This window comes from Halomonas sp. HAL1, assembly GCF_030544485.1.
GTDB classification, from domain to species: Bacteria; Pseudomonadota; Gammaproteobacteria; order Pseudomonadales; family Halomonadaceae; genus Vreelandella; species Vreelandella arctica.
The window spans coordinates 4,173,545-4,192,218 of the sequence record NZ_CP130610.1 but is presented as its reverse complement, the minus strand read 5'-3'; the positions used below and the strand labels follow the sequence as shown (position 1 = coordinate 4,192,218).

Genomic DNA, 18,674 nt, shown 5'->3' with positions numbered 1-18,674 from the left:
CCTATCGGGTAGACTGTTGGCAATGCTTTATACACCGTTGCTCACTATCAGGATCAAACATGGCCACTTCCAGCCGCGTACACAGCATGACCGCCTTCGCCCGCACCGAGCAGGCTGCTCCTTTCGGCACCCTGCAGGTGGAAATTCGCTCGGTGAACCAGCGCTACTTAGAGCCCCACTTCCGCCTGCACGAAAGCCTGCGTGATTTAGAGCCGGTACTGCGCGAAGCGCTGCGCACTCGCTTGGCGCGTGGCAAAGTCGAGTGCAGCGTGCGGTTTGAGAGTGCCGACACCGCTCAAGCCCCTGCGGTGAACGCCCAGCGCCTGAAAGAAATTGCCGATGCACTAGCGGCCATTCAGCAGCAAGTGCCCAGCGCCGTGCCGCCTACCACGCTCGCGCTGCTCAACCAGCCCGGTGTGATGGAAACCCAGCACCTCGACCAAGACGCCATCAAAGCCGCCGCCAAAACACTGTTTGACCAAGCACTGAATGAGCTGATTGATGCCCGCGCCCGTGAAGGCGACAAGCTCGCCGAGATGATCACCATCCGCTTGGCGGCAGTAAGCGAGCAGGTTGCTACCGTGCGCAGCCTGCTGCCGCAGATTCTGGAGCGCCAACGCGCCCAGCTGTTGGAACGCCTGGAAGTCGCCAAAACAGAACTCGACCCCCAACGCCTGGAAGCCGAGCTGGTGCTCGTAGCCCAAAAAGCCGATGTAGATGAAGAGCTAGACCGCTTAACGGCGCATATCGAAGAAGTGAGCCACCAGCTCGCCCAGAAAGGCCCCAAAGGCCGCCGCCTGGATTTCCTGATGCAGGAGCTCAACCGCGAAGCCAACACGCTTTCGTCAAAATCCGTGGTCGCTGAAACCACCCGCTGTGCGGTAGAGCTGAAGGTATTGATCGAGCAGATGCGGGAACAGATTCAGAATATTGAGTGATGAAGTATTGGTCTGGCTGAACGGGTAATGGCAATTCACCTTCTACCCCGATCTAAGTCAATGCGACAATGTGCAAGCACTCTGGCTCATATATCAACCAATGCCGCTGTTTACTCAATTAGCTAATGGCCACTCCACATTGTTGTGGAGGAAGTAATTCAAAAATGGCAAATTCTAGCACAATGGAAAAACGTACATTTATTGTCTTTATCAGAGGTAGATGAGCGGATGCGCGGCGGTGTGGCAGATGACGATGACCATAAGCACAAATAAAGGGATGCACCTCAATGGATAAACACCAGCTCAGCGAGCGAGACATCTGCACCAAGTTCATCACGCCAGCCATTCTGCAGGCGGGTTGGCAACAGAATCAGTTTCGGGAAGAAGTGAACCTTACCGATGGTCGCGTTATGGTGCGGGGAAAGCTGGCTGCGCGGGTGAAAAATCCCAATGCGAAGGGCGGCCCCAAGCGTGCTGATTATGTGCTTTACGCCAGCCCCGGCGTGCCCATTGCCGTTATTGAAGCCAAACAATCAAAATTTTCAGTCGGCCACGGCATGCAGCAGGCGCTGACCTATGCCGAAATGCTAGATGCCCCTTTTGCTATCAGCAGCAACGGAGCAGGTTTTCTGCTTCATGATCGAACCGGCATTACTCAGCCTATCGAACGAGAGATCTCAATTAATGATTTGCCACCCCTGGCAAATTTGTGGCCTCTGTATCAGCAATGGAAAGGCTTGGTAGAGCCGGAAGCGGTGAAACTGGTCGAGGAACCCTTTCATAGCGATGGTAGTGGCAAAGAGCCCCGTTATTACCAGCGTGTCGCCATTAATCGCGCCATCGAAGCGATTGCCAAAGGCCAAGAGCGTATTCTGCTCGTTATGGCGACGGGCACCGGAAAAACCTACACTGCCTTCCAAATCATCTGGCGGTTATGGAAAGCCAAAGCCAAAAAACGCATTTTGTTTTTGGCCGACCGCAATATTCTGGTGGATCAAACCATGCAACAAGACTTTGCCCCCTTTGGCGAAGTCATGCACAAGGTCACTAATCGAGAAGCTAAAAAGAACTACGAAATCTACCTTGCTCTTTATCAGGCGGTGACTGGCCGTGAAGAGTGGAAACAAATCTATCGCCAGTTTCCCTCAAACTTTTTTGATCTGGTCGTGATTGATGAGTGCCACCGTGGCAGCGCAGCGGATGATTCTGCTTGGCGTGATATATTAGAGTATTTCGGCAGCGCCACCCATCTGGGTTTAACCGCCACGCCGAAAGAAACCAAAGACATCAGCAACACCACCTACTTTGGCGACCCTATTTACACCTACTCGCTCAAACAGGGCATCGAAGATGGCTTTCTCGCCCCTTACAAAGTGATCCGTATAGCCACGGATGTGGATGCCGTGGGCTACACACCCGAAAAAGGCAAGATCGATAAACTCGGCCAATTGGTGGAACAGCGCCAGTTCAACACCAAAGATTTTGATCGCAACTTAGTGTTGGAAAAACGCACCGAACTGGTGGCTAGAAGAGTCTGGGAGTATTTGAAAGCCACCGACCCCATGGCCAAAACGATCGTCTTTTGTGACGATCAAGACCACGCCGAGCGCATGCGCCAAGCACTGGTAAAACTGATTCCAGCAGCCGCTAGTAATCGCCGCTATGTGATGCGCATTACCGGTGACGATAACGAAGGCAAAGCCCAGCTTTCCTACTTTATTGATAACGACGAGCCCTATCCGGTCATTGCCACCACATCTAAGTTGCTTACTACCGGGGTAGATGCCAAAACATGCAAGCTGATTGTGCTCGATCAAAACATCAATTCCATGACCGAGTTTAAACAAATGATTGGTCGTGGCACTCGCCTGCGCGAGGATTACCAAAAGCTCTACTTCACTATCATGGACTTCAAGGGTGCCACACGACTGTTTGCTGATCCGGATTTTGATGGAGACCCCGTCGTTATTTATGAACCCAAGCTTGATGACCCGGTAATCCCCCCTGACGAAATACCGCCGGAAGATCTGCCACCCGATATCACAGGCACCTCTGGTATTGGTGAAGTGGAGCCTCCACCTTACGATACCGGCACAACCGGCGGGTTTGATGATGGCCGCAATACTGGAGAGGGAGAAGGCCGCACCAAATACGTGATCGGGGATGTCAACGTTCGGGTCGCTGTGATACTCGAACAGTATCTGGACGCCGACGGCAAACTGATTACTGACGACTACCGAGTCCTACTCAAAGCCGATATTCAAAAAGCCCTGCAGGCTGAATTTGGCAACCTCACCGACTTTTTGCGCCGTTGGAAGGGGGCCGAGCGTAAGCAAGCGGTGCTGGAAGAACTTGCCGAACACGGGATACCGCTGGAAATATTGCAGCAAGCCGTTCCTAACGGTAGTGAGTTGGATGCCTTTGATCTGGTGGCTCATGTCGCTTTTAACCAGAAGCCTCTCACCCGGCGCGAACGTGCTAACAAGGTCAAAAAACGCGATGTATTCGGTAAATACGGCGAACAAGCCCGCATCGTGCTCGAAGCCCTGCTGGAAAAATTTGCTGACCACGGCGTGCAAGATATTGAAGATGCCAAAGTATTGGAGCTGCCCCCTTTCGACCAATTCGGCAGTAAAACTCAAATCCGTCGCGGCATTTTTGGTGGCGTCGAGCAGTACACCCAAGCCATTCACGAATTAGAAAAAGCGCTTTACGACGATCAAAGCGCTTAATTACGAGTACTGGATAACCTAATGAATCTCAGCAGCACTATCAAATCCATTCAAGACATCATGCGCAAAGACGATGGCGTCGATGGCGACGCACAGCGCTTGGGCCAGCTCACTTGGATGCTCTTTTTAAAAGTATTTGACCAGCGCGAGGAAGAGTGGGAAGACGACAACGCCAGCTATCAATCACCACTGCCGGAAGAGTTTCGCTGGCGCAATTGGGCCAAAATGAATGATGACGGCCAAGGTAAAAAATCCCATAAAATGGCCCCGTCGGACATCGTCAGCTTTGTTAACAATCAATTATTCAAGGCACCAATAGTGCTGGACGCCAACGCCAGCCCACAACACAAGGTCATTCGCAGCGTCTTTCAAGACGCCAACAACTACATGAAGTCTGGTACCCAGTTGCTGGCAGTGATCGAAAAGCTTGAAGAAGCCATAAACTTTCACGACTTCACGACTCGCTCGCAGATTGGTGATGTGTATGAGCAACTGCTAAACGATCTGCGCGGCGCAGGTAACGCTGGTGAATTTTATACACCACGTGCTATCACCGCTTTTATGGCTGATCGCGTTAACCCGCGATTAGACAAGCGTGACTCCGTGATGGATCCAGCCTGCGGCACTGGCGGCTTCTTAACCGCCGCCATTGACCATTTACGCAACCAGATTACCTCGAAGTCGAGCGCCGAAGACAAGCGCGCCATTGAACAGTTGATTAGTGGCATCGAGAAAAAGCAACTGCCGCACCTGCTCTGCACCACCAACATGCTATTGCACGGCATTGATGTGCCCAGCCAGATTGAACACAAAAATACCCTCGGCATTGGTTGGAACGAGTGGAGTGCCAACGACAAGGTGGACTGCATCATCACCAATCCGCCCTTCGGCGGCTATGAAGACGACGGCGTCGGCAGCGACTACCCGGCCGATTTAAAAACTCGTGAAACCGCCGATATGTTTATGGCGTTGATTATCAAAAAGCTTCTAAAAGAAAAGGGTCGCGCCGCCGTGGTTCTGCCCGATGGTTTTTTGTTTGGTGATGGCATTAAAGGCACACTAAAAAAGCTGCTGTTGCAAGAATGTAAGCTGCACACCATTATCCGCCTGCCCAAAGGCGTGTTTGCTCCCTACACTACTATCAAAACCAACTTGCTGTTTTTTACCAAAGGTACGCGGGTAGACGATGGCAGCGAGCATTTCCACACCGACACCATTTGGTTTTACGAACACCCCTATCCGCCGGGCTATAAAAGCTATAGCAAAACCAAACCCATACGCCTTGAAGAATTTAAACCCGAGCAAGACTGGTGGGGCGATGAAAGCGATGACTTTGCCAGTCGTGAGGAAAACGAATTCGCCTGGAAGGTCGATTTTAAAACTAAGCGCGAACAGGCCGAAGCTGCCGCCAAACCGCATTGGGATAATGCTGAGCAGCTTAATAACCAAGCCAGCGCATTGGAAAACCGCATTCGTGACTTGCGTGGCTCTATTAAAGGAAACAACGATAAAACACAACGCCAAAGCGTGGACGATGAAATGGAAAGCTTACGCAGCGAAAGTGAAACGCTGCGCTTAAAAGCCCGCGACGCGCAGTCCGCAGGCGACCGTATTTATTGGCCCATCTTTAATTTGGATATTAAAAATCCGAATGGCCCCGAAGAAGAAAGCCACGACCCTGACGAGCTATTGGTCAAATACAAACAGCTCTTGGGTGAAATTGAAGAAACCGAAAACCAGCTCAAAAGCGAACTGGCGGCAGCCCTTGCTCACCACTTTAGCCCAGAGGCAGAAGACGCATGAGCAAGCCAGCTTTACCGACCGACCAACAACTGCTTGGTGATATCCGCACGCTGATTGAGCAGGGTCGCCAGCAACTGGCCACAACCGTCAACAGCGCACTAACGATCCTCTACTGGCAAATTGGCCAGCGTATTCACCATGAAGTGCTTCAGGGTGAGCGTGCTGCCTATGGCGAGCAAATAGTCTCTACACTGTCGAGACAATTAGAACAGGAGTACGGCCGCGGTTTCTCTGCCAAAAACCTGCGCCACATGCTGCGCTTTGCCGAGGCTTACCCCGATGGGCAGATTGTCTCGACACTGTCGAGACAATTGTCATGGAGTCATTTTTTAGAGCTGATTTACCTAAAAGATACGCTTCAGCGCGACTTTTATAGTCAGATGTGCGCGCAGGAGAGATGGAGTGTGCGCCAATTGCGGGAAAGAAAAAACACCTTGCTGTTTGAGCGAACCGCCCTGTCTAAACAACCTGAAATGTTGCTAACGCAAGAATTAGCCAACCTGCGCCAAACAGGCTCGCTGAGCCACAACCTAGTACTCAAAGACCCTTACGTTCTCGATTTTTTGGGCCTGAATGACCGCTACCTGGAAAAAGATCTGGAAGACGCTATTCTGCGCGATCTGGAGCAATTTCTGTTGGAGCTAGGAGCTGGCTTTAGCTTTGTCGCACGGCAAAAACGCATCCAGATCGACAACGATGATTTTTACATCGACCTGCTGTTCTACAACCGCCGACTGAAACGCCTCGTTGCCATTGATCTGAAACTGGGTGACTTTAAAGCCGAGCACAAAGGCCAAATGGAGTTGTATCTGCGTTGGCTTGCCAAGCATGAACAGGAAGCGGGCGAAGCTGCGCCGCTGGGTATTATTCTGTGCAGCGGTAAAAAGCAGGAGCAGATCGAACTATTAGAGCTGGATGCCAGCGGCATCCATGTCGCTGAATATTTGACTGCTTTACCCCCCAAAGAAGTACTACAAGCCAAATTGCATCAGGCCATTGAAAGCTCACGGGCTCGCCTCGAAAACCGTGGGGAGAATAGCTGATGGATGCACAGCAATTTTTGGCAGAATTTGGGTATATCGCCAATGCATCGAACGGGATAGTTAAACTTCGAGAGTTAGTATTGCAACTAGCTATCTCGGGGCGACTTGTGGAAAGAGCTGAAACCTTTCAACCTGTACTAGAGATTATCAAAGCCGCTAATAGTCTCCGTAAAGAATATGAGGAAACGCTTAAACTCCGCTCGACTAGAATGCACCCGCCATTATCCAAGATCCCCTTCATGACTCCTGAACACTGGGAATGGGAGCGTTTAGAAAAGCTTTGTGTGTATATTCAGCGAGGTAAGGGGCCAAAATACGTAGATAAAAGCTCTACTTACGTCGTTTCGCAAAAATGCATTCAATGGAATGGCTTTGATTTAACACCTGCTCGCCATGTGGCAGATGATTCTTTAGAAAAATACGGCAAAGAACGCTACCTGTGCGATGGTGATTTGCTTTGGAACTCAACCGGAACAGGTACAGCTGGCCGCGTAGCGATCTATTCAGCTGCAGAAGAAAAGTCAGCAGTCGCAGATTCGCACGTCACGGTCATCCGACTTGCGAATTGCTCCCCACGTTATTTTTGGTGTGTGGTCGCTTCACCATGGGTACAGTTACGCATTGACCCCTCCCATTCAGATTCGCTTGTATCTGGTACAACACAGCAAGTCGAATTAAACACGTCAACCGTTAGAGCGCTTCCTATTCCCCTTCCTCCCCTCGAAGAGCAATCTCGCATCGTCGCCAAAGTCGATGAACTGATGGCCTTATGTGATCAGTTGGAAGCGCAGCAACAACAACGCCGCATCCTGCAAAACCAGTTGCGTCACGCCACTTTGCAAGCCGTCGCCGCCAGCCAAAACCCCCATGAGCTGCAAGAAAACTGGCAGCGTCTGGAAGCCAATTTCGGGCAGCTGTTTTCTGCGCCGGAGGATGTGGAGGATGTTCGCAAATTGGCTATGGAATTGGCTGTTCGAGGTCTTTTGACAGAACAAAAAGACTCTGACGAACCAGCAACCGAAATACTTAGTCGATATGTGGAAGAGCATAAAAAATTGGTCAAAAAAGGCGAAATAAGACGTAAAAAACCATTACCAGAAATTGATATAAGTGATTCTGCATAAATTATCGCGTATAAAGAACAAAGATCCATCAGAGTAAAATACAGAACCATGTCTCGGCGCTTACGTTTCGTTTCTTTAACACCTGACCAGCAACGTATCTTAAATGAAGCCTACCAGTACGGCGAAAAGAGAGCACTACGTCGTCGGGCCCACGCCATTCTGCTCAACCACAAGGGCCATACGATTAACCAGATTCGCGATATTATTGGGGTTAAGCGCGATACGGTATCGACTTGGTTATCCCAATGGGAAGCAGACGGTATTGAAGGTCTTCAAGACAAGCCTCGCGAAGGACGCCCGCACCTTCTCAGCGAGAGCGATCTTGCTGTGTTAGAACAACTGGTTGAAGAGTATCCCCATCAATTGCCTGTCCTCCATGCCAAGTTTCAGGAGCAGACAGGTAACGTCGTCAGCCAGGACACGTTGCGGCGCGCGTTAAAAAAAGGCTATAGCTGTAAGCGGATACGCCGCTCATTGAGGGCACATCGTGACGAAGCGGATTTCCGCCATACGCAAGAGATAATCAATGTATTGAAGGAGTGGGAAGATGATGGTGAGTGCGATCTCTATTTCTTTGATGAAGCCGGTTTCTCGCAATCATCGTCACTTCCTTATGCATGGAGCCCGATAGCCAAGCCCTGGGAAGTCACGGCCTACCCACACAGCAAACGGCTGAATGTACTGGGCTTTCTCACCAGAAAAGGTGAGTTTTTTCACCATATGACCACCGACTCAGTGACCACTGAAACCGTTATAGAAGCCTTTGATCAGTTTGCGGCACATAAAGACCCTGACGCATTCGCCGTCGTGATACTGGATAATGCCAGGATGCACCGTTCCAAGGCGTTCCAGCGCAAACTTATTGATTGGATGGCACATCGCATTCACCTGGTCTACTTGTCGCCATATTCGCCGGAGCTGAATCTGATCGAAATCCTTTGGCGCGAAATCAAATACCGGTGGCTACCGTTAACAGCCTACAGTTCGTTCGATAAGCTTTGTGAAGCGGTCAAAAAAGTATGTAATGGTTACGGCACTGATTACTCAATAACTTTTGCATAACCACTTAGCAGACACACCATTTGATTTACCAAAAGGCTGGGCTTGGGCAAGGTTTCCAGAGCTCGGTGTATTTGGCCGTGGAAAATCAAAGCACCGGCCTAGAAACGACCCCAAATTATTTTCACCCGGTATTTATCCTCTAGTGCAAACTGGCGAAGTTTCGCGGTCTGGTAATTTAATCAGTGAGTATCATTCTAAGTACAGCGAGGTTGGACTGGCTCAGAGTAAATTATGGCCAGAAGGTACTCTTTGTATAACCATTGCAGCGAATATTGCAGACTCGGCCATTCTCGGCTTTGAAGCATGTTTTCCAGACAGTGTTGTTGGTTTCGTACCCGCTAAAGAGCTACAAGATAAAGTTGAATATTTTCTTATTTTTATGAAGACCGCGCGTGAGAAGCTATTGGCATTTGCCCCGTCAACTGCTCAAAAGAATATCAATCTTCAAATTCTCGAATCGGTGTTGATTCCTGTCCCGCCAAAAGAGGAAATCGAACGAATACTTCGTAGGATGAGTGAGATCAATTATTTATGCGGCAGAACGGTGGAGTCGCGTTCTAAGTCTCTGGGTATTGGAAAACTACTAGTTGAGGCAACCGTTTCCACCCTCACCGGCATCGCCATCGAACAAGAAGAGGAACCCATGAAAGCCCCGAAAACTGAACTAGTGTCCCTTGTGCGTTTGGGCACGCCACCCGATGTCAAAGCTCAGGCACCGTTGGCCACGATTCTAGTCCGTCATAATGGTGAAATGAGTGCCAAAGATTTATGGCAGCGCTTTGGCGGTGAGATTGATGCTTTTTACGCACAGCTAAAAACCGAAGTGGCCCACGGCTGGCTAATGGAGCCTACACCCGCTGAAATGTTGGAAAAGTAGAATAAGGACATCCTATGCAGCTTCGCACTTTAGTCATTCCGCATTTCAGAAACCTGCGCCATCTTAAGATGACCTTTGCCACCGAGCTGGAGCAGGTCGCGGGTATTGCCACGAGCGAGCTTGCCAAACGTATTCGCAGCCATGCCTTGATCGGCCAGAACGGCACCGGCAAATCCAATCTGATCGAGGCGTTGATCACCTTGTTTCGCGATGTGGATCTCGACCAGGAGGCGGCTTTTGACTACACCCTGGAATATGAAATTCGTGGCCATATCGTGCGTATTGAAGCGGATACCGCCAAACAAAAACGTCCCTATGTGTGGGTCGATGGCAAAAGCGAATCGCAAGGATTTCTGGTAAAGCATGCGAGAGTCTATTTACCCTCACATGTTTTCGCCTATTACTCAGGAAAGAATGAACGTATAGAGTCATTATTTCGCACCTTGGCCGCAGAAACTGAGTGCAACACCTAAGAATTTTAGTAAGGTGTTGGATTTATGTCCTATTCAGAACTCAGCATCGAAGAACGTGCCACCATACAGGTAAGCCTCAGGCAAGGCATGAGTCTCCGCCAGATTGCTCACATGTTGAGGCGTTCTCCGTCTACCCTCAGCCGTGAAGTACGGCGCAACCAAACTCAGTCAGGTGCCTACTGTGCTCATAGTGCGCAGACGCACCGCTGCGCTCGACGCATGGTTTGTCGCCCAAAACGTAAGCTGCTGTTGGGGAGTGAACGCTTTGAGCTGGTCATTCATATGCTTCGCAACCGCTTGTCTCCAGAACAAATAGCAGGCAAGCTCAAACGCATGATGACGCCCAGTTTTGAAGATGCTTACGTCTGCCGTGAGACGGTCTACAACGCCATTTACGCCTTGCCTGTGGGCCAGCTTAAGAAAGAGTTGATTCACTGCCTGCGCCAAGGCAAATCGACCCGTAAGCCTCGCCGTGGTCAGGTCGATCGCCGTGGCCAAATACCCGACATGGTGAGCATTCACCTTCGTCCACCGGAGATAGAGAAGCGCGAAATGCCAGGCCACTGGGAGGGCGATTTAATCAAAGGTAAGAACAATGCCTCTGCCGTCGGCACGTTAGTTGAACTCAGCAGTGGCTACGTCATCCTCGCCAAATTACATGACGCCACAGCGACCTCAGCTGTTGAGGGATTTAGCGCAGCACTCAACCGAATGCCACTAGCCGCACGCAAGAGCATGACGTATGACCAAGGCCGAGAAATGGCTAAGCATGCACAGATTACCCAAGCAACGGGTGTTGCAATCTACTTTTGTGACCCTCACAGCCCATGGCAACGCGGTAGCAATGAAAACATCAATGGCTTGATACGGCAGTATTTACCGAAAGGGACGGATCTGTCGCACCACACCCAAGAGGAACTTGATGCCATTGCATTACAGCTGAATATGCGGCCTCGAAAGCGCTTTGACTTCAGGTGCCCAGTTGAAGTGCTGGGCGAAATATTGGCGAAACACCAAGAAAGCCCACCAGCCATTCATTAAGTAGCGTTGCACTCAGAGACTGCATCCACCCACTCATCAAGAACGCTACAAGCAATTGCTTCGGCAGGATGATGACGACTTAATGCGCAGGCTCTTTTACTGCCGAGGTGGGCATAGCCAATTGGTATTGCTAGCGTGTTTGTTATCTGAAGATCCCGTATTCAAGAAGTTATTGGGTAACTTAAACATCGAGGCAATAGAGTCCGCTTTATTTGTGCTTAAAAAGCCATATTCTGCCAAGAATTTGGACGAGAGTGATATCGAACTTGGAGACTCACGCTTTTGGTATCGACGCGGGACAGTCGTAAATGGATTTCTCGAAAAACTTTGGCAAGTTGCTTGGGCGCCGGTTCAAGAAACAAAGCAGATAGCAGTAGATTTTCGCCGACGGCCAGAGAAGCAAGAGCTGCTGTACTTGTTTGTTCCCAATAATCAAAGCCTTAAAAAACTGGGCGAAGAAGTAGGCACTCCCGAGCGCTTCTTCCGCTATGCAGAGGCAGCCTATATTGGCGATTTATTGGAAGAAGTTCGCATTACTGTTAAGAAGTCAAAGGGGCACGGAGGGGACGTCGAATTCAAGCAGCTATCCGAAGGTGAGCTGCAAATGCTCACCGTACTCGGCCTGATGCGCATCACTCGTGAAGACCACTGTTTGTTCTTATTAGACGAGCCTGACACCCACTTAAATCCTATCTGGAAGCTACGCTACTTCGACGATATTGAAGGCGTTCTAAGCTCAGAAAAAGATTCTTTGGTACAAGGCGAATCGCAAATCCTGATCACCACGCACGACCCCATGATGGTAGGAAGCCTGAAACGCGAACAGGTGCATATTTTGCGAAAACACGGTGATTGCTCCATTGTTGAATCTCCTGACGTGCATCCACAGGGAATGGGTGTTACCGGCCTGCTGAAAAGTGAGTTGTTTGGTTTATCTTCCACACTGGACATCGAAACCGAACGCCGCCTGTTTCGTCGTAATGAACTGTTTGTAAAATCGCCACGTACTGCTGATGACGATGCCGAGTTATCACGGCTTTCTGCCGAGCTGGCCGATCTTGGTTTTTCTACTGCTGATTTCCGTGACCCAGACTACGCACTTTTCGTGCGTAAAATGGCGCAGCATCGCAAATTCCGAAAACCGGTGTTAACGCCAGAGGAGCAAGCCGAACAAGATCGCATCGCCGGTGAAATCATCAGTGAAATTCTGCGTGAGGAGGACGGCGAATGATTTTTATCGATCTTGAGCACAAAAAGCCGACTGATACGGACATTCCCAACTGGGTGCCCTGGACACAAGCGCAATGGGAAGCTTGGTTGGCCAAATCCAATCAGCTCGTTAATGACATGGCCGCACTAGAAGCGGCTGGCAAGTATAATGAACGTAATGCATTGATTGACGAAAACCGCGCCCACTGGGGAGCGCTGAAAGAATGGTTATTAGCCCTTTCTGGCCGTAAGTGCTGGTTCTCTGAAGTCCGCGAGCTGTATTCGCATTACGATGTTGAACACTTTCGACCAAAGAAGGAAGCCAAAGCCTTGGATGGCACCAACCGTGACGGTTATTGGTGGTTGGCTTTTGATTACATGAATTTTCGTGCATGCGGCAATGTGGGCAATCGTAAAAAAGGGGGCTGGTTCCCTTTGCAGCAAGGATCTTTGATTTCAACTTACTCGGCACCCTGCGAAGAATCCGAAGCACGTTATTTGATTGACCCCATCGATGACTATGATGTTTCACTCATTGCCTTTGACGAAGAAGGTAAAGTTGTGCCAGCCCCCGGTACATCAGCGTGGGAACAGCAGCGGGTAGAACAAACTGTGAAGCGGCTCAAACTTAACGAACATGTAACACTGGCAGAAGAGCGTCGTAAGGTATGGCAGAAAGTCGATGGCCTAATAGAAGATTTCCAAAGGGCTAAAACACGCTGCGCCACAGGAAATAACCCGGCCGCTAAAGAGAAACTAAAAGCGGTGCGTTATGGCATTCGTGAAATGACCAGCCCAACAGCAGAGTTGTCTTCGGTTGCTCGTTGGTGCGTGCTAATGCGCAGCGACCCTCAACTATCCATGCTGGTAGGGTAAGGGCTATGACTAAAGCCCTTAGCAAACTCAATTAGCTGCTGCATCAACCACTGTTGAAAACGAACGCATCGAGCACAAAGCTTGCTGGAACCCAGGTGCGATTATCCGTATCCGATGTGCCTTCGCTAACCAGTTCGCAAATCTTGACAGCTGTTAGGTAGAGTGATGATCGGTCAAGATCGCGATGTCAGAGCTTTTGCTCACGGCGTCTATCACACATTAAAGGCTTCTTGCTTCATGGTTTGCTCTGCTCGGCTGATCCCTAATCGCTGTGCAATCAATTGCCACTGTTTCACTGCATTTAAAACCTCATCGTAAATTTGCATTGCCTCGGTTTGAGTTAGCCTGAAGAAATCTTGCACTTCAAAGGCAAGCTGGTAGTCAAGCGCGTTGTCAGTATCGGTAATATTCAGGTGAAGGCCTAGCTTTCCAACAATGGGGTTTAAATCGTAAGCAGGTGATAGCTTCCAGCCATTGTTAGTTAACAGAAAACCGTGATTACGCAAGTGATCATCTGTATTCGATACGGCAATGTTAAACACTATCCGTCGCCATAATTGGGCAAGATCAGCTTTTGTTTGTGCCCCCTGATTAGAGAGAAATTCTGCGATTTCAAGATAACTAGCACCGTGCGAATGCTCACCATCATAGTACTGGAGCTGCGTCATTGCGGATGAAAAATGTAGCCGTTTGTCATTCACCCGATCAAAGCGCTTGGTCAAGAAGGTATGGTGCTGAGTCGAGAATTTTCGGATCTCGCTAGGAAACATCTCAATACCGGCCGTTAAAGCGAGCTCATAACACACCATCTCCCACGCACCGACATCGTAGGTGTCATTTAAATTTGGAAATTTAGCTATCCAAAGGTGATTCTGCTCGTCAGTAACACAGGCTTTTGGGCTTGCACCGCCCAAAGAAGAGCCGGGAGAAATCAACATTTTCAACCACCGGTAGTATTCATCACTATCGATGTTATCGTCTTTTTCAATTTGGATGGCAGCATGCTCTAACTCGCGCAGCGCTGCCATGGGTGGCGCCGCAAATTCGGTATTGTTATCCAGAAAATGAGGTGAGTCTGGTCTTTTAAAGCGAATTCCGCCCATGCGGTAGGAATCATGTACCCCAAGCAAATAATCGAGCTCCGTTAATCGATTACTCGGCCGAATACCTTTGCGATTTTCGATAGCCGCCCTGCGCTGCATCAGAATACGTCCCCAGCGATCTGGCGATGAATCTAAAAATGCACGAAAGTTTTTATCTGCTTCGTCATTGTGAAACTCACCGGCATGCAGAGTCAGCAAGGGGTCAATTTGCAAACAGTAGGGTGATTTTAAAAAAGCTCTGTCATAGGCAAAGCTAAATACGCCGCCACGACTTGAGTCACTATAAGCCAACTGACCAATTAATAATGGTTGCTCAATGGGATGCCAATCTGCATAAACCTCTACCAACTCACGGCTCATTTTGAACCTTCCAGAAGTTTGATGTTTTGCAGTTTGATGCCTAGCTCGTCATGTGCGGCCACTTCAGAGAAGTTACTTTCCATGCCCAACACAGCCATGATTTTCAAATAGGTGCCAATCGCCACACCAGGATCGCCAGCAAATACTTTGTTCACGGTTTTATGATCAAACCCAGTTCGCTCGCAGAGCATTTTTTTGGTCAACCCTCGTCGCTTCATTGCTAGCAACAAATCCTCACCAAAATGAGTGAGAATTTTGCGCTGCTTTGGAAACAGCACGCTGTGTAAGTTTCGCTTTGCCATACGGTTACCAATAAAGGGACTATATTCCCATTTTTAAAAATATGATGGGAATATAGTTCAACTTTAAAAATTTTCAAATCGTCGCACCAAAAAAAGGACTATGTTCCCATCTTTTACATGATTATGGGAATATAGTCCTAGTTAGAGGCGATACAGCTTTGGTTAAGAGCTTCTTGCAATACCAGTCTCGGAATTGGGTATTTTTACCCGCAGTAGGGTGCGATAGTGCGATCAGCTTAATTCGGGAGACACTGTGTCTCGAATTGGAGAGGTTTGATAGAAGTGGTACATACAGACAGAGTATAAAGCTTACAGGGCTGCTAATTACCCGCCACTGATAGAGAATCCACCCCATGCCCACTCTACGCCACCTCGCCTTAACCTTACTGCTCACTGTACTGGGTGCGCTCCCCATTGCTCAAGCAAACGACATAACATGGCAAGCTCTCCAAGAAGGCGGCTTGGTGATTCTCATGCGCCACTCCCTGGCCCCTGGCATTGGTGATCCGCCGGGTTTTGATATTTCCCGATGTGATACCCAGCGCAATCTCTCTGCCCAGGGTCGCGCCCATGCGCAAGCCGCGGGTCGTGAATTTCGTGCGCGGGATATTCCCATTACGGCAGTGTATTCATCGCGCTGGTGCCGGGCGCTGGATACCGCTGAGCTGATGGCGCTGGGACCTATAACATCTACCCCCTGGCTGGATTCGTTCTTTCGTGGGCGCGGAGATCAGGCGTCCATCACCCAAACGGCTCAAGAGCAGATCGCTGCCTGGCAGGGGTCGGGCAATTTGTTGTTGGTCACTCATCAGGTGAACATCACGGCGCTGGTGGGCGGCGGTGTGGGCTCAGGTGAGATGATCGTGGTGCGTCCAACGGGTGATTCGTTTCAGGTCGTGGGGCGATTTAAGCATTAATAGCCAATAAATTCGCGTCTTAACCGCAGGAGCCGTTATAAAGTACAAAAGCGATAAGTGTAGGAGACCTGAATGAAAGCCGTTGTTTTTGAGCAATTTTCCGCCCCACCCCAGATCCAGCAACTGCCTGATCCTACCCCTGAGCCGCACGGTGTTGTGGTGGAAGTCATGGCGACCGGCGTTTGCCGCAGCGACTGGCATGGCTGGGTGGGGCATGACACCGATATTCAACTTCCCCATGTGCCGGGGCATGAGCTTTCCGGTGTGGTCGAAGCCGTCGGTAAAGACGTCAAAAAGTGGCGTATTGGTGACCGTGTCACGGTGCCCTTCGTTGGCGGTTGCGGCACTTGCCCTGAGTGCCACTCGGGCAACCATCAGGTTTGCGATAGCCAGTTTCAGCCCGGTTTCACGCATTGGGGCTCCTTTGCCGAGTACGTGGCTATTCACTACGCCGACGTTAATTTGGTCGCGCTGCCAGAGACGCTCGACTTTGCAACGGCGGCTAGCTTGGGTTGCCGTTTCGTCACTTCGTTTCGGGCAGTGGTGGATCAGGGCCAAACATCGGCAGGCCAGTGGGTGGCTGTCCACGGCTGTGGTGGTGTAGGTCTATCGGCGGTGATGATTGCCAATGCGATTGGCGCTAACGTTGTCGCCGTCGATATTTCGGAAGAGGCGCTTACTCTTGCCCGCCAATTGGGCGCTACTGCCACCGTGAATGCCGCTAAGGTACCCAATGTGGTCGAAGCGGTTACGGAAATAACCCGGGGAGGCGCTCACGTGTCTCTGGATGCGCTAGGGCACCCGACGACCTGCTTTAACTCCATCAGCAACCTGCGTAAACGTGGTAAGCATATTCAGGTCGGGTTAATGTTGGCCGAGAACAGCACGCCCGCTATTCCCATGAGCAAGGTGATCGCCAATGAACTTGAGATACTGGGTAGCCATGGCATGCAGGCGCATCGCTATGGCGCCATGCTGGCGATGATCGAGTCGGGAAAGCTGGCGCCTGAAAAACTAATCGGCAAACGAATCAATCTTGAGCAGTCGATTGATGCGCTGATGAACATGGATAAGTTCGAAGGGGCGGCTGGTGTAACGGTGGTGACCGAGTTTTGAGGAAAACGCTGAGACGTTTAATAACAATTTCCTTCAATGAAACGGGGCAAATTATTCGCTCCTCATCGGCGCGTTGAGGTTTTACGCTGGTTCATATTGATAAGGAGTCACTTATGCCATTAGACACACCTCAGTCAGCGCGTCGCGTTATCGCCCAGCATTCGGCCCAGCGTGACGATATTGGTGATCTGGTTACTCGGCGGCCGCTGCCGGGGCCACAGCTTGAACAGCTCGATCCGTTTCTGTTTCTAAACCATCACGGCCCGCAGACGTATCCGGCCAATAACCGTGGTCTGCCGTTCGGCCCGCACCCGCATCGTGGGTTTGAAACGGTCACCTTTATTTTGGAAGGCTCGCTGGCCCATGCCGATAGCGCCAAGCATCAAAGCGTGATCAATGCGGGCGGTGTGCAGTGGATGACCGCGGGCAGTGGGATTGTGCATGCGGAAATTTCGCCGCCCGAGTTTTTGCGCGAGGGAGGACCGCTGGAAATTCTGCAGCTATGGATCAACCTGCCGTCACGCTTGAAAATGTCAGAGCCGCGTTATGTGGGGTTGCAACAGGTGGACATCCCCGCTATCGCGTTGCCGGGTGGCGGTGAGCTGAACTTGATCGCCGGAGAGTGGCAGGGCAGCGTCGGCCCTATCGACTCGCTGACCGAGGTGTTTATGTCGACGCTAAGGCTGCCTTCAGGTAGTCAGGAACAATTGCCCGTAGCACCTGGGCGGCAAGTGTTTCTCTACGTGGTGGATGGGGACGTTGAGGTGGGCGGTGAGCCGGTGCAGCCTCACCATCTGATCGAAGTAGACCGCGATGGCGATAGCGTTGTTATCGAAGCCAGCAGCGATGCGCGACTGCTGTTTGGCCATGGCGAGGTGATTGATGAGCCCGTCTACTCCCACGGCCCCTTCGTGATGAATACCCGCGAAGAGATTGTCCAGGCGGTCGACGATTACCAGAACGGTAAATTTGGCGGCCTGGATGCTTAGGGTTTAAAGCGGCTCGCCGCGATAGTAGTGCCATAGAAACAGCGAACCCACGCTTCGCCAGGGCGCCCAGTGTTCGACTAGCTGGCGCGCCTGTTTGGGCGTGGGCTTGTCGTCCATGCCTTTTAGGCGGCCAAGCGCTACCCGCAGGGCAAGATCATCGGCGGGGAAGACATCCGGGCGTTTGAGCGAGAACATCAGGTAGATCTCGGCACTCCAGCGGCCAAAACCGCGTAGTTCGGTAATCGCAGCAATCACTTCCTCATCACTCAGGTGCTCAAGCCCATCGGCGCTAAAAGTGCCTGCAAGTTCCGCTTCAGCCAGCCCTTTGGCGTACTCGATCTTACGCCAGGAGAGCCCCGCATCACGTAGTGCTTGGCCCTCCACGTCCATCACTGCCTTGGCGTGCAGCTCGGGCAGCAGTGTATTGACGCGGCCCATGATGGCGCGGGCTGCTTCGGTGGATAGCTGTTGGCTGATGATCGTACTGAAAAACGTCGCAAAGCCTTGGTCGCGCTGGCGTGGGCCAGGAGGCCCGACCAATGGGTAGGCGCGGGCAATATCTGGGTCGGCCTGAGCTAACGCTTGCATGGCTTGTTCAATGGTTTCGGGCGTCATCATTGCCTCACGCGTCTAGTAAAAGCCTCACACTAGCAAAGCGAGCGTAGAAGGGGGAAACCTCGGCGCTTATCTTCTTCGCGAGCTAACTTTT

Annotated in this window: 17 protein-coding genes; 14 read left to right on the top strand and 3 right to left on the bottom strand. The window is 50.8% G+C overall.

The features are described from left to right. Positions 1-59: 59 nt before the first annotated feature. From Q3Y66_RS19500 to Q3Y66_RS19450, 11 genes are all read left to right on the top strand, one after another. A complete protein-coding gene (locus Q3Y66_RS19500) occupies positions 60-938 on the top strand; it encodes a YicC/YloC family endoribonuclease (RefSeq protein WP_008959047.1) in 879 nt (292 codons plus the stop codon). 287 nt (positions 939-1,225) lie between these two features. Beyond that, positions 1,226-3,670 (top strand): EcoAI/FtnUII family type I restriction enzme subunit R, encoded by a 2,445-nt coding sequence (hsdR, locus tag Q3Y66_RS19495; RefSeq protein WP_008959046.1) that lies wholly within the window; start codon positions 1,226-1,228, stop codon positions 3,668-3,670. Positions 3,671-3,691: 21 nt separating this feature from the next. Continuing rightward, entirely contained in the window at positions 3,692-5,473 is a 1,782-nt protein-coding gene (locus Q3Y66_RS19490; protein WP_008959045.1) for a type I restriction-modification system subunit M, read from the top strand. After that, positions 5,470-6,516, top strand: a complete 1,047-nt coding sequence (locus tag Q3Y66_RS19485) for a YhcG family protein (protein ID WP_008959044.1) — start codon at positions 5,470-5,472, stop codon at positions 6,514-6,516. Before Q3Y66_RS19490 ends, Q3Y66_RS19485 begins: the two co-directional genes overlap by 4 nt. Further along, entirely contained in the window at positions 6,516-7,640 is a 1,125-nt protein-coding gene (locus tag Q3Y66_RS19480) for a restriction endonuclease subunit S (RefSeq protein WP_303319518.1), read from the top strand. Before Q3Y66_RS19485 ends, Q3Y66_RS19480 begins: the two co-directional genes overlap by 1 nt. A 48-nt stretch (positions 7,641-7,688) precedes the next feature. Next, positions 7,689-8,702 carry an IS630 family transposase gene (locus tag Q3Y66_RS19475; RefSeq protein ID WP_303319479.1) on the top strand — a complete coding sequence of 338 codons (1,014 nt, stop codon included), beginning with the start codon at positions 7,689-7,691 and terminating at the stop codon, positions 8,700-8,702. After that, positions 8,695-9,579: a restriction endonuclease subunit S gene (locus Q3Y66_RS19470; protein ID WP_303319517.1), complete on the top strand. Its 885-nt coding sequence runs from the start codon at positions 8,695-8,697 to the stop codon at positions 9,577-9,579. Before Q3Y66_RS19475 ends, Q3Y66_RS19470 begins: the two co-directional genes overlap by 8 nt. A gap of 14 nt (positions 9,580-9,593) precedes the next feature. Then, the gene (locus Q3Y66_RS19465; protein WP_303319516.1) at positions 9,594-10,052 is read left to right on the top strand and encodes a hypothetical protein; all 459 of its coding nucleotides are present in this window, start codon (positions 9,594-9,596) and stop codon (positions 10,050-10,052) included. Positions 10,053-10,076: 24 nt separating this feature from the next. Next, positions 10,077-11,093: an IS30 family transposase gene (locus tag Q3Y66_RS19460; RefSeq protein WP_008958868.1), complete on the top strand. Its 1,017-nt coding sequence runs from the start codon at positions 10,077-10,079 to the stop codon at positions 11,091-11,093. Between the two features lie 82 nt (positions 11,094-11,175). Beyond that, on the top strand, positions 11,176-12,324 hold the full coding sequence (locus Q3Y66_RS19455) for an AAA family ATPase (RefSeq protein ID WP_303319515.1): 1,149 nt from the start codon (positions 11,176-11,178) through the stop codon (positions 12,322-12,324). After that, positions 12,321-13,178 carry a hypothetical protein gene (locus Q3Y66_RS19450; protein ID WP_008956419.1) on the top strand — a complete coding sequence of 286 codons (858 nt, stop codon included), beginning with the start codon at positions 12,321-12,323 and terminating at the stop codon, positions 13,176-13,178. The genes Q3Y66_RS19455 and Q3Y66_RS19450 overlap by 4 nt, the downstream gene beginning before the upstream one ends. A 212-nt stretch (positions 13,179-13,390) precedes the next feature. Here the strand turns inward: Q3Y66_RS19450 and Q3Y66_RS19445 are convergent, their stop codons facing one another. Further along, entirely contained in the window at positions 13,391-14,641 is a 1,251-nt protein-coding gene (locus Q3Y66_RS19445) for a type II toxin-antitoxin system HipA family toxin (protein WP_008957105.1), read from the bottom strand. Next, complete coding sequence (locus Q3Y66_RS19440) at positions 14,638-14,943, bottom strand: helix-turn-helix transcriptional regulator (RefSeq protein ID WP_008957106.1); 306 nt, start codon at positions 14,941-14,943, stop codon at positions 14,638-14,640. The genes Q3Y66_RS19445 and Q3Y66_RS19440 overlap by 4 nt, the downstream gene beginning before the upstream one ends. Before the next feature lie 353 nt (positions 14,944-15,296). Between Q3Y66_RS19440 and Q3Y66_RS19435 the strand changes: the two genes are divergently transcribed. The 3 genes from Q3Y66_RS19435 to Q3Y66_RS19425 all read left to right on the top strand — a co-directional run bounded on the left by Q3Y66_RS19435 (position 15,297) and on the right by Q3Y66_RS19425 (position 17,965). Then, the gene (locus tag Q3Y66_RS19435; RefSeq protein WP_008957107.1) at positions 15,297-15,860 is read left to right on the top strand and encodes a histidine phosphatase family protein; all 564 of its coding nucleotides are present in this window, start codon (positions 15,297-15,299) and stop codon (positions 15,858-15,860) included. A 72-nt stretch (positions 15,861-15,932) separates the two neighbouring features. Next, the gene (locus tag Q3Y66_RS19430) at positions 15,933-16,976 is read left to right on the top strand and encodes a zinc-dependent alcohol dehydrogenase family protein (protein WP_008957108.1); all 1,044 of its coding nucleotides are present in this window, start codon (positions 15,933-15,935) and stop codon (positions 16,974-16,976) included. 113 nt (positions 16,977-17,089) lie between these two features. Then, entirely contained in the window at positions 17,090-17,965 is an 876-nt protein-coding gene (locus Q3Y66_RS19425; RefSeq protein WP_008957109.1) for a pirin family protein, read from the top strand. A gap of 3 nt (positions 17,966-17,968) precedes the next feature. Here the strand turns inward: Q3Y66_RS19425 and Q3Y66_RS19420 are convergent, their stop codons facing one another. Next, the gene (locus tag Q3Y66_RS19420) at positions 17,969-18,580 is read right to left on the bottom strand and encodes a DNA-3-methyladenine glycosylase (protein WP_035586460.1); all 612 of its coding nucleotides are present in this window, start codon (positions 18,578-18,580) and stop codon (positions 17,969-17,971) included. Between the last annotated feature and the right edge of the window lie 94 nt (positions 18,581-18,674).

Coding starts and splice junctions, on each gene's coding strand:
- Q3Y66_RS19500 (WP_008959047.1), top strand. CDS start 60: ATGGCCACTTCCAGCCGCGTACACAGCATGACCGCCTTCGCCCGCACC.
- hsdR (WP_008959046.1), top strand. CDS start 1,226: ATGGATAAACACCAGCTCAGCGAGCGAGACATCTGCACCAAGTTCATC.
- Q3Y66_RS19490 (WP_008959045.1), top strand. CDS start 3,692: ATGAATCTCAGCAGCACTATCAAATCCATTCAAGACATCATGCGCAAA.
- Q3Y66_RS19485 (WP_008959044.1), top strand. CDS start 5,470: ATGAGCAAGCCAGCTTTACCGACCGACCAACAACTGCTTGGTGATATC.
- Q3Y66_RS19480 (WP_303319518.1), top strand. CDS start 6,516: ATGGATGCACAGCAATTTTTGGCAGAATTTGGGTATATCGCCAATGCA.
- Q3Y66_RS19475 (WP_303319479.1), top strand. CDS start 7,689: ATGTCTCGGCGCTTACGTTTCGTTTCTTTAACACCTGACCAGCAACGT.
- Q3Y66_RS19465 (WP_303319516.1), top strand. CDS start 9,594: ATGCAGCTTCGCACTTTAGTCATTCCGCATTTCAGAAACCTGCGCCAT.
- Q3Y66_RS19460 (WP_008958868.1), top strand. CDS start 10,077: ATGTCCTATTCAGAACTCAGCATCGAAGAACGTGCCACCATACAGGTA.
- Q3Y66_RS19455 (WP_303319515.1), top strand. CDS start 11,176: ATGCGCAGGCTCTTTTACTGCCGAGGTGGGCATAGCCAATTGGTATTG.
- Q3Y66_RS19450 (WP_008956419.1), top strand. CDS start 12,321: ATGATTTTTATCGATCTTGAGCACAAAAAGCCGACTGATACGGACATT.
- Q3Y66_RS19445 (WP_008957105.1), bottom strand. CDS start 14,641: ATGAGCCGTGAGTTGGTAGAGGTTTATGCAGATTGGCATCCCATTGAG.
- Q3Y66_RS19440 (WP_008957106.1), bottom strand. CDS start 14,943: ATGGCAAAGCGAAACTTACACAGCGTGCTGTTTCCAAAGCAGCGCAAA.
- Q3Y66_RS19435 (WP_008957107.1), top strand. CDS start 15,297: ATGCCCACTCTACGCCACCTCGCCTTAACCTTACTGCTCACTGTACTG.
- Q3Y66_RS19430 (WP_008957108.1), top strand. CDS start 15,933: ATGAAAGCCGTTGTTTTTGAGCAATTTTCCGCCCCACCCCAGATCCAG.
- Q3Y66_RS19425 (WP_008957109.1), top strand. CDS start 17,090: ATGCCATTAGACACACCTCAGTCAGCGCGTCGCGTTATCGCCCAGCAT.
- Q3Y66_RS19420 (WP_035586460.1), bottom strand. CDS start 18,580: ATGACGCCCGAAACCATTGAACAAGCCATGCAAGCGTTAGCTCAGGCC.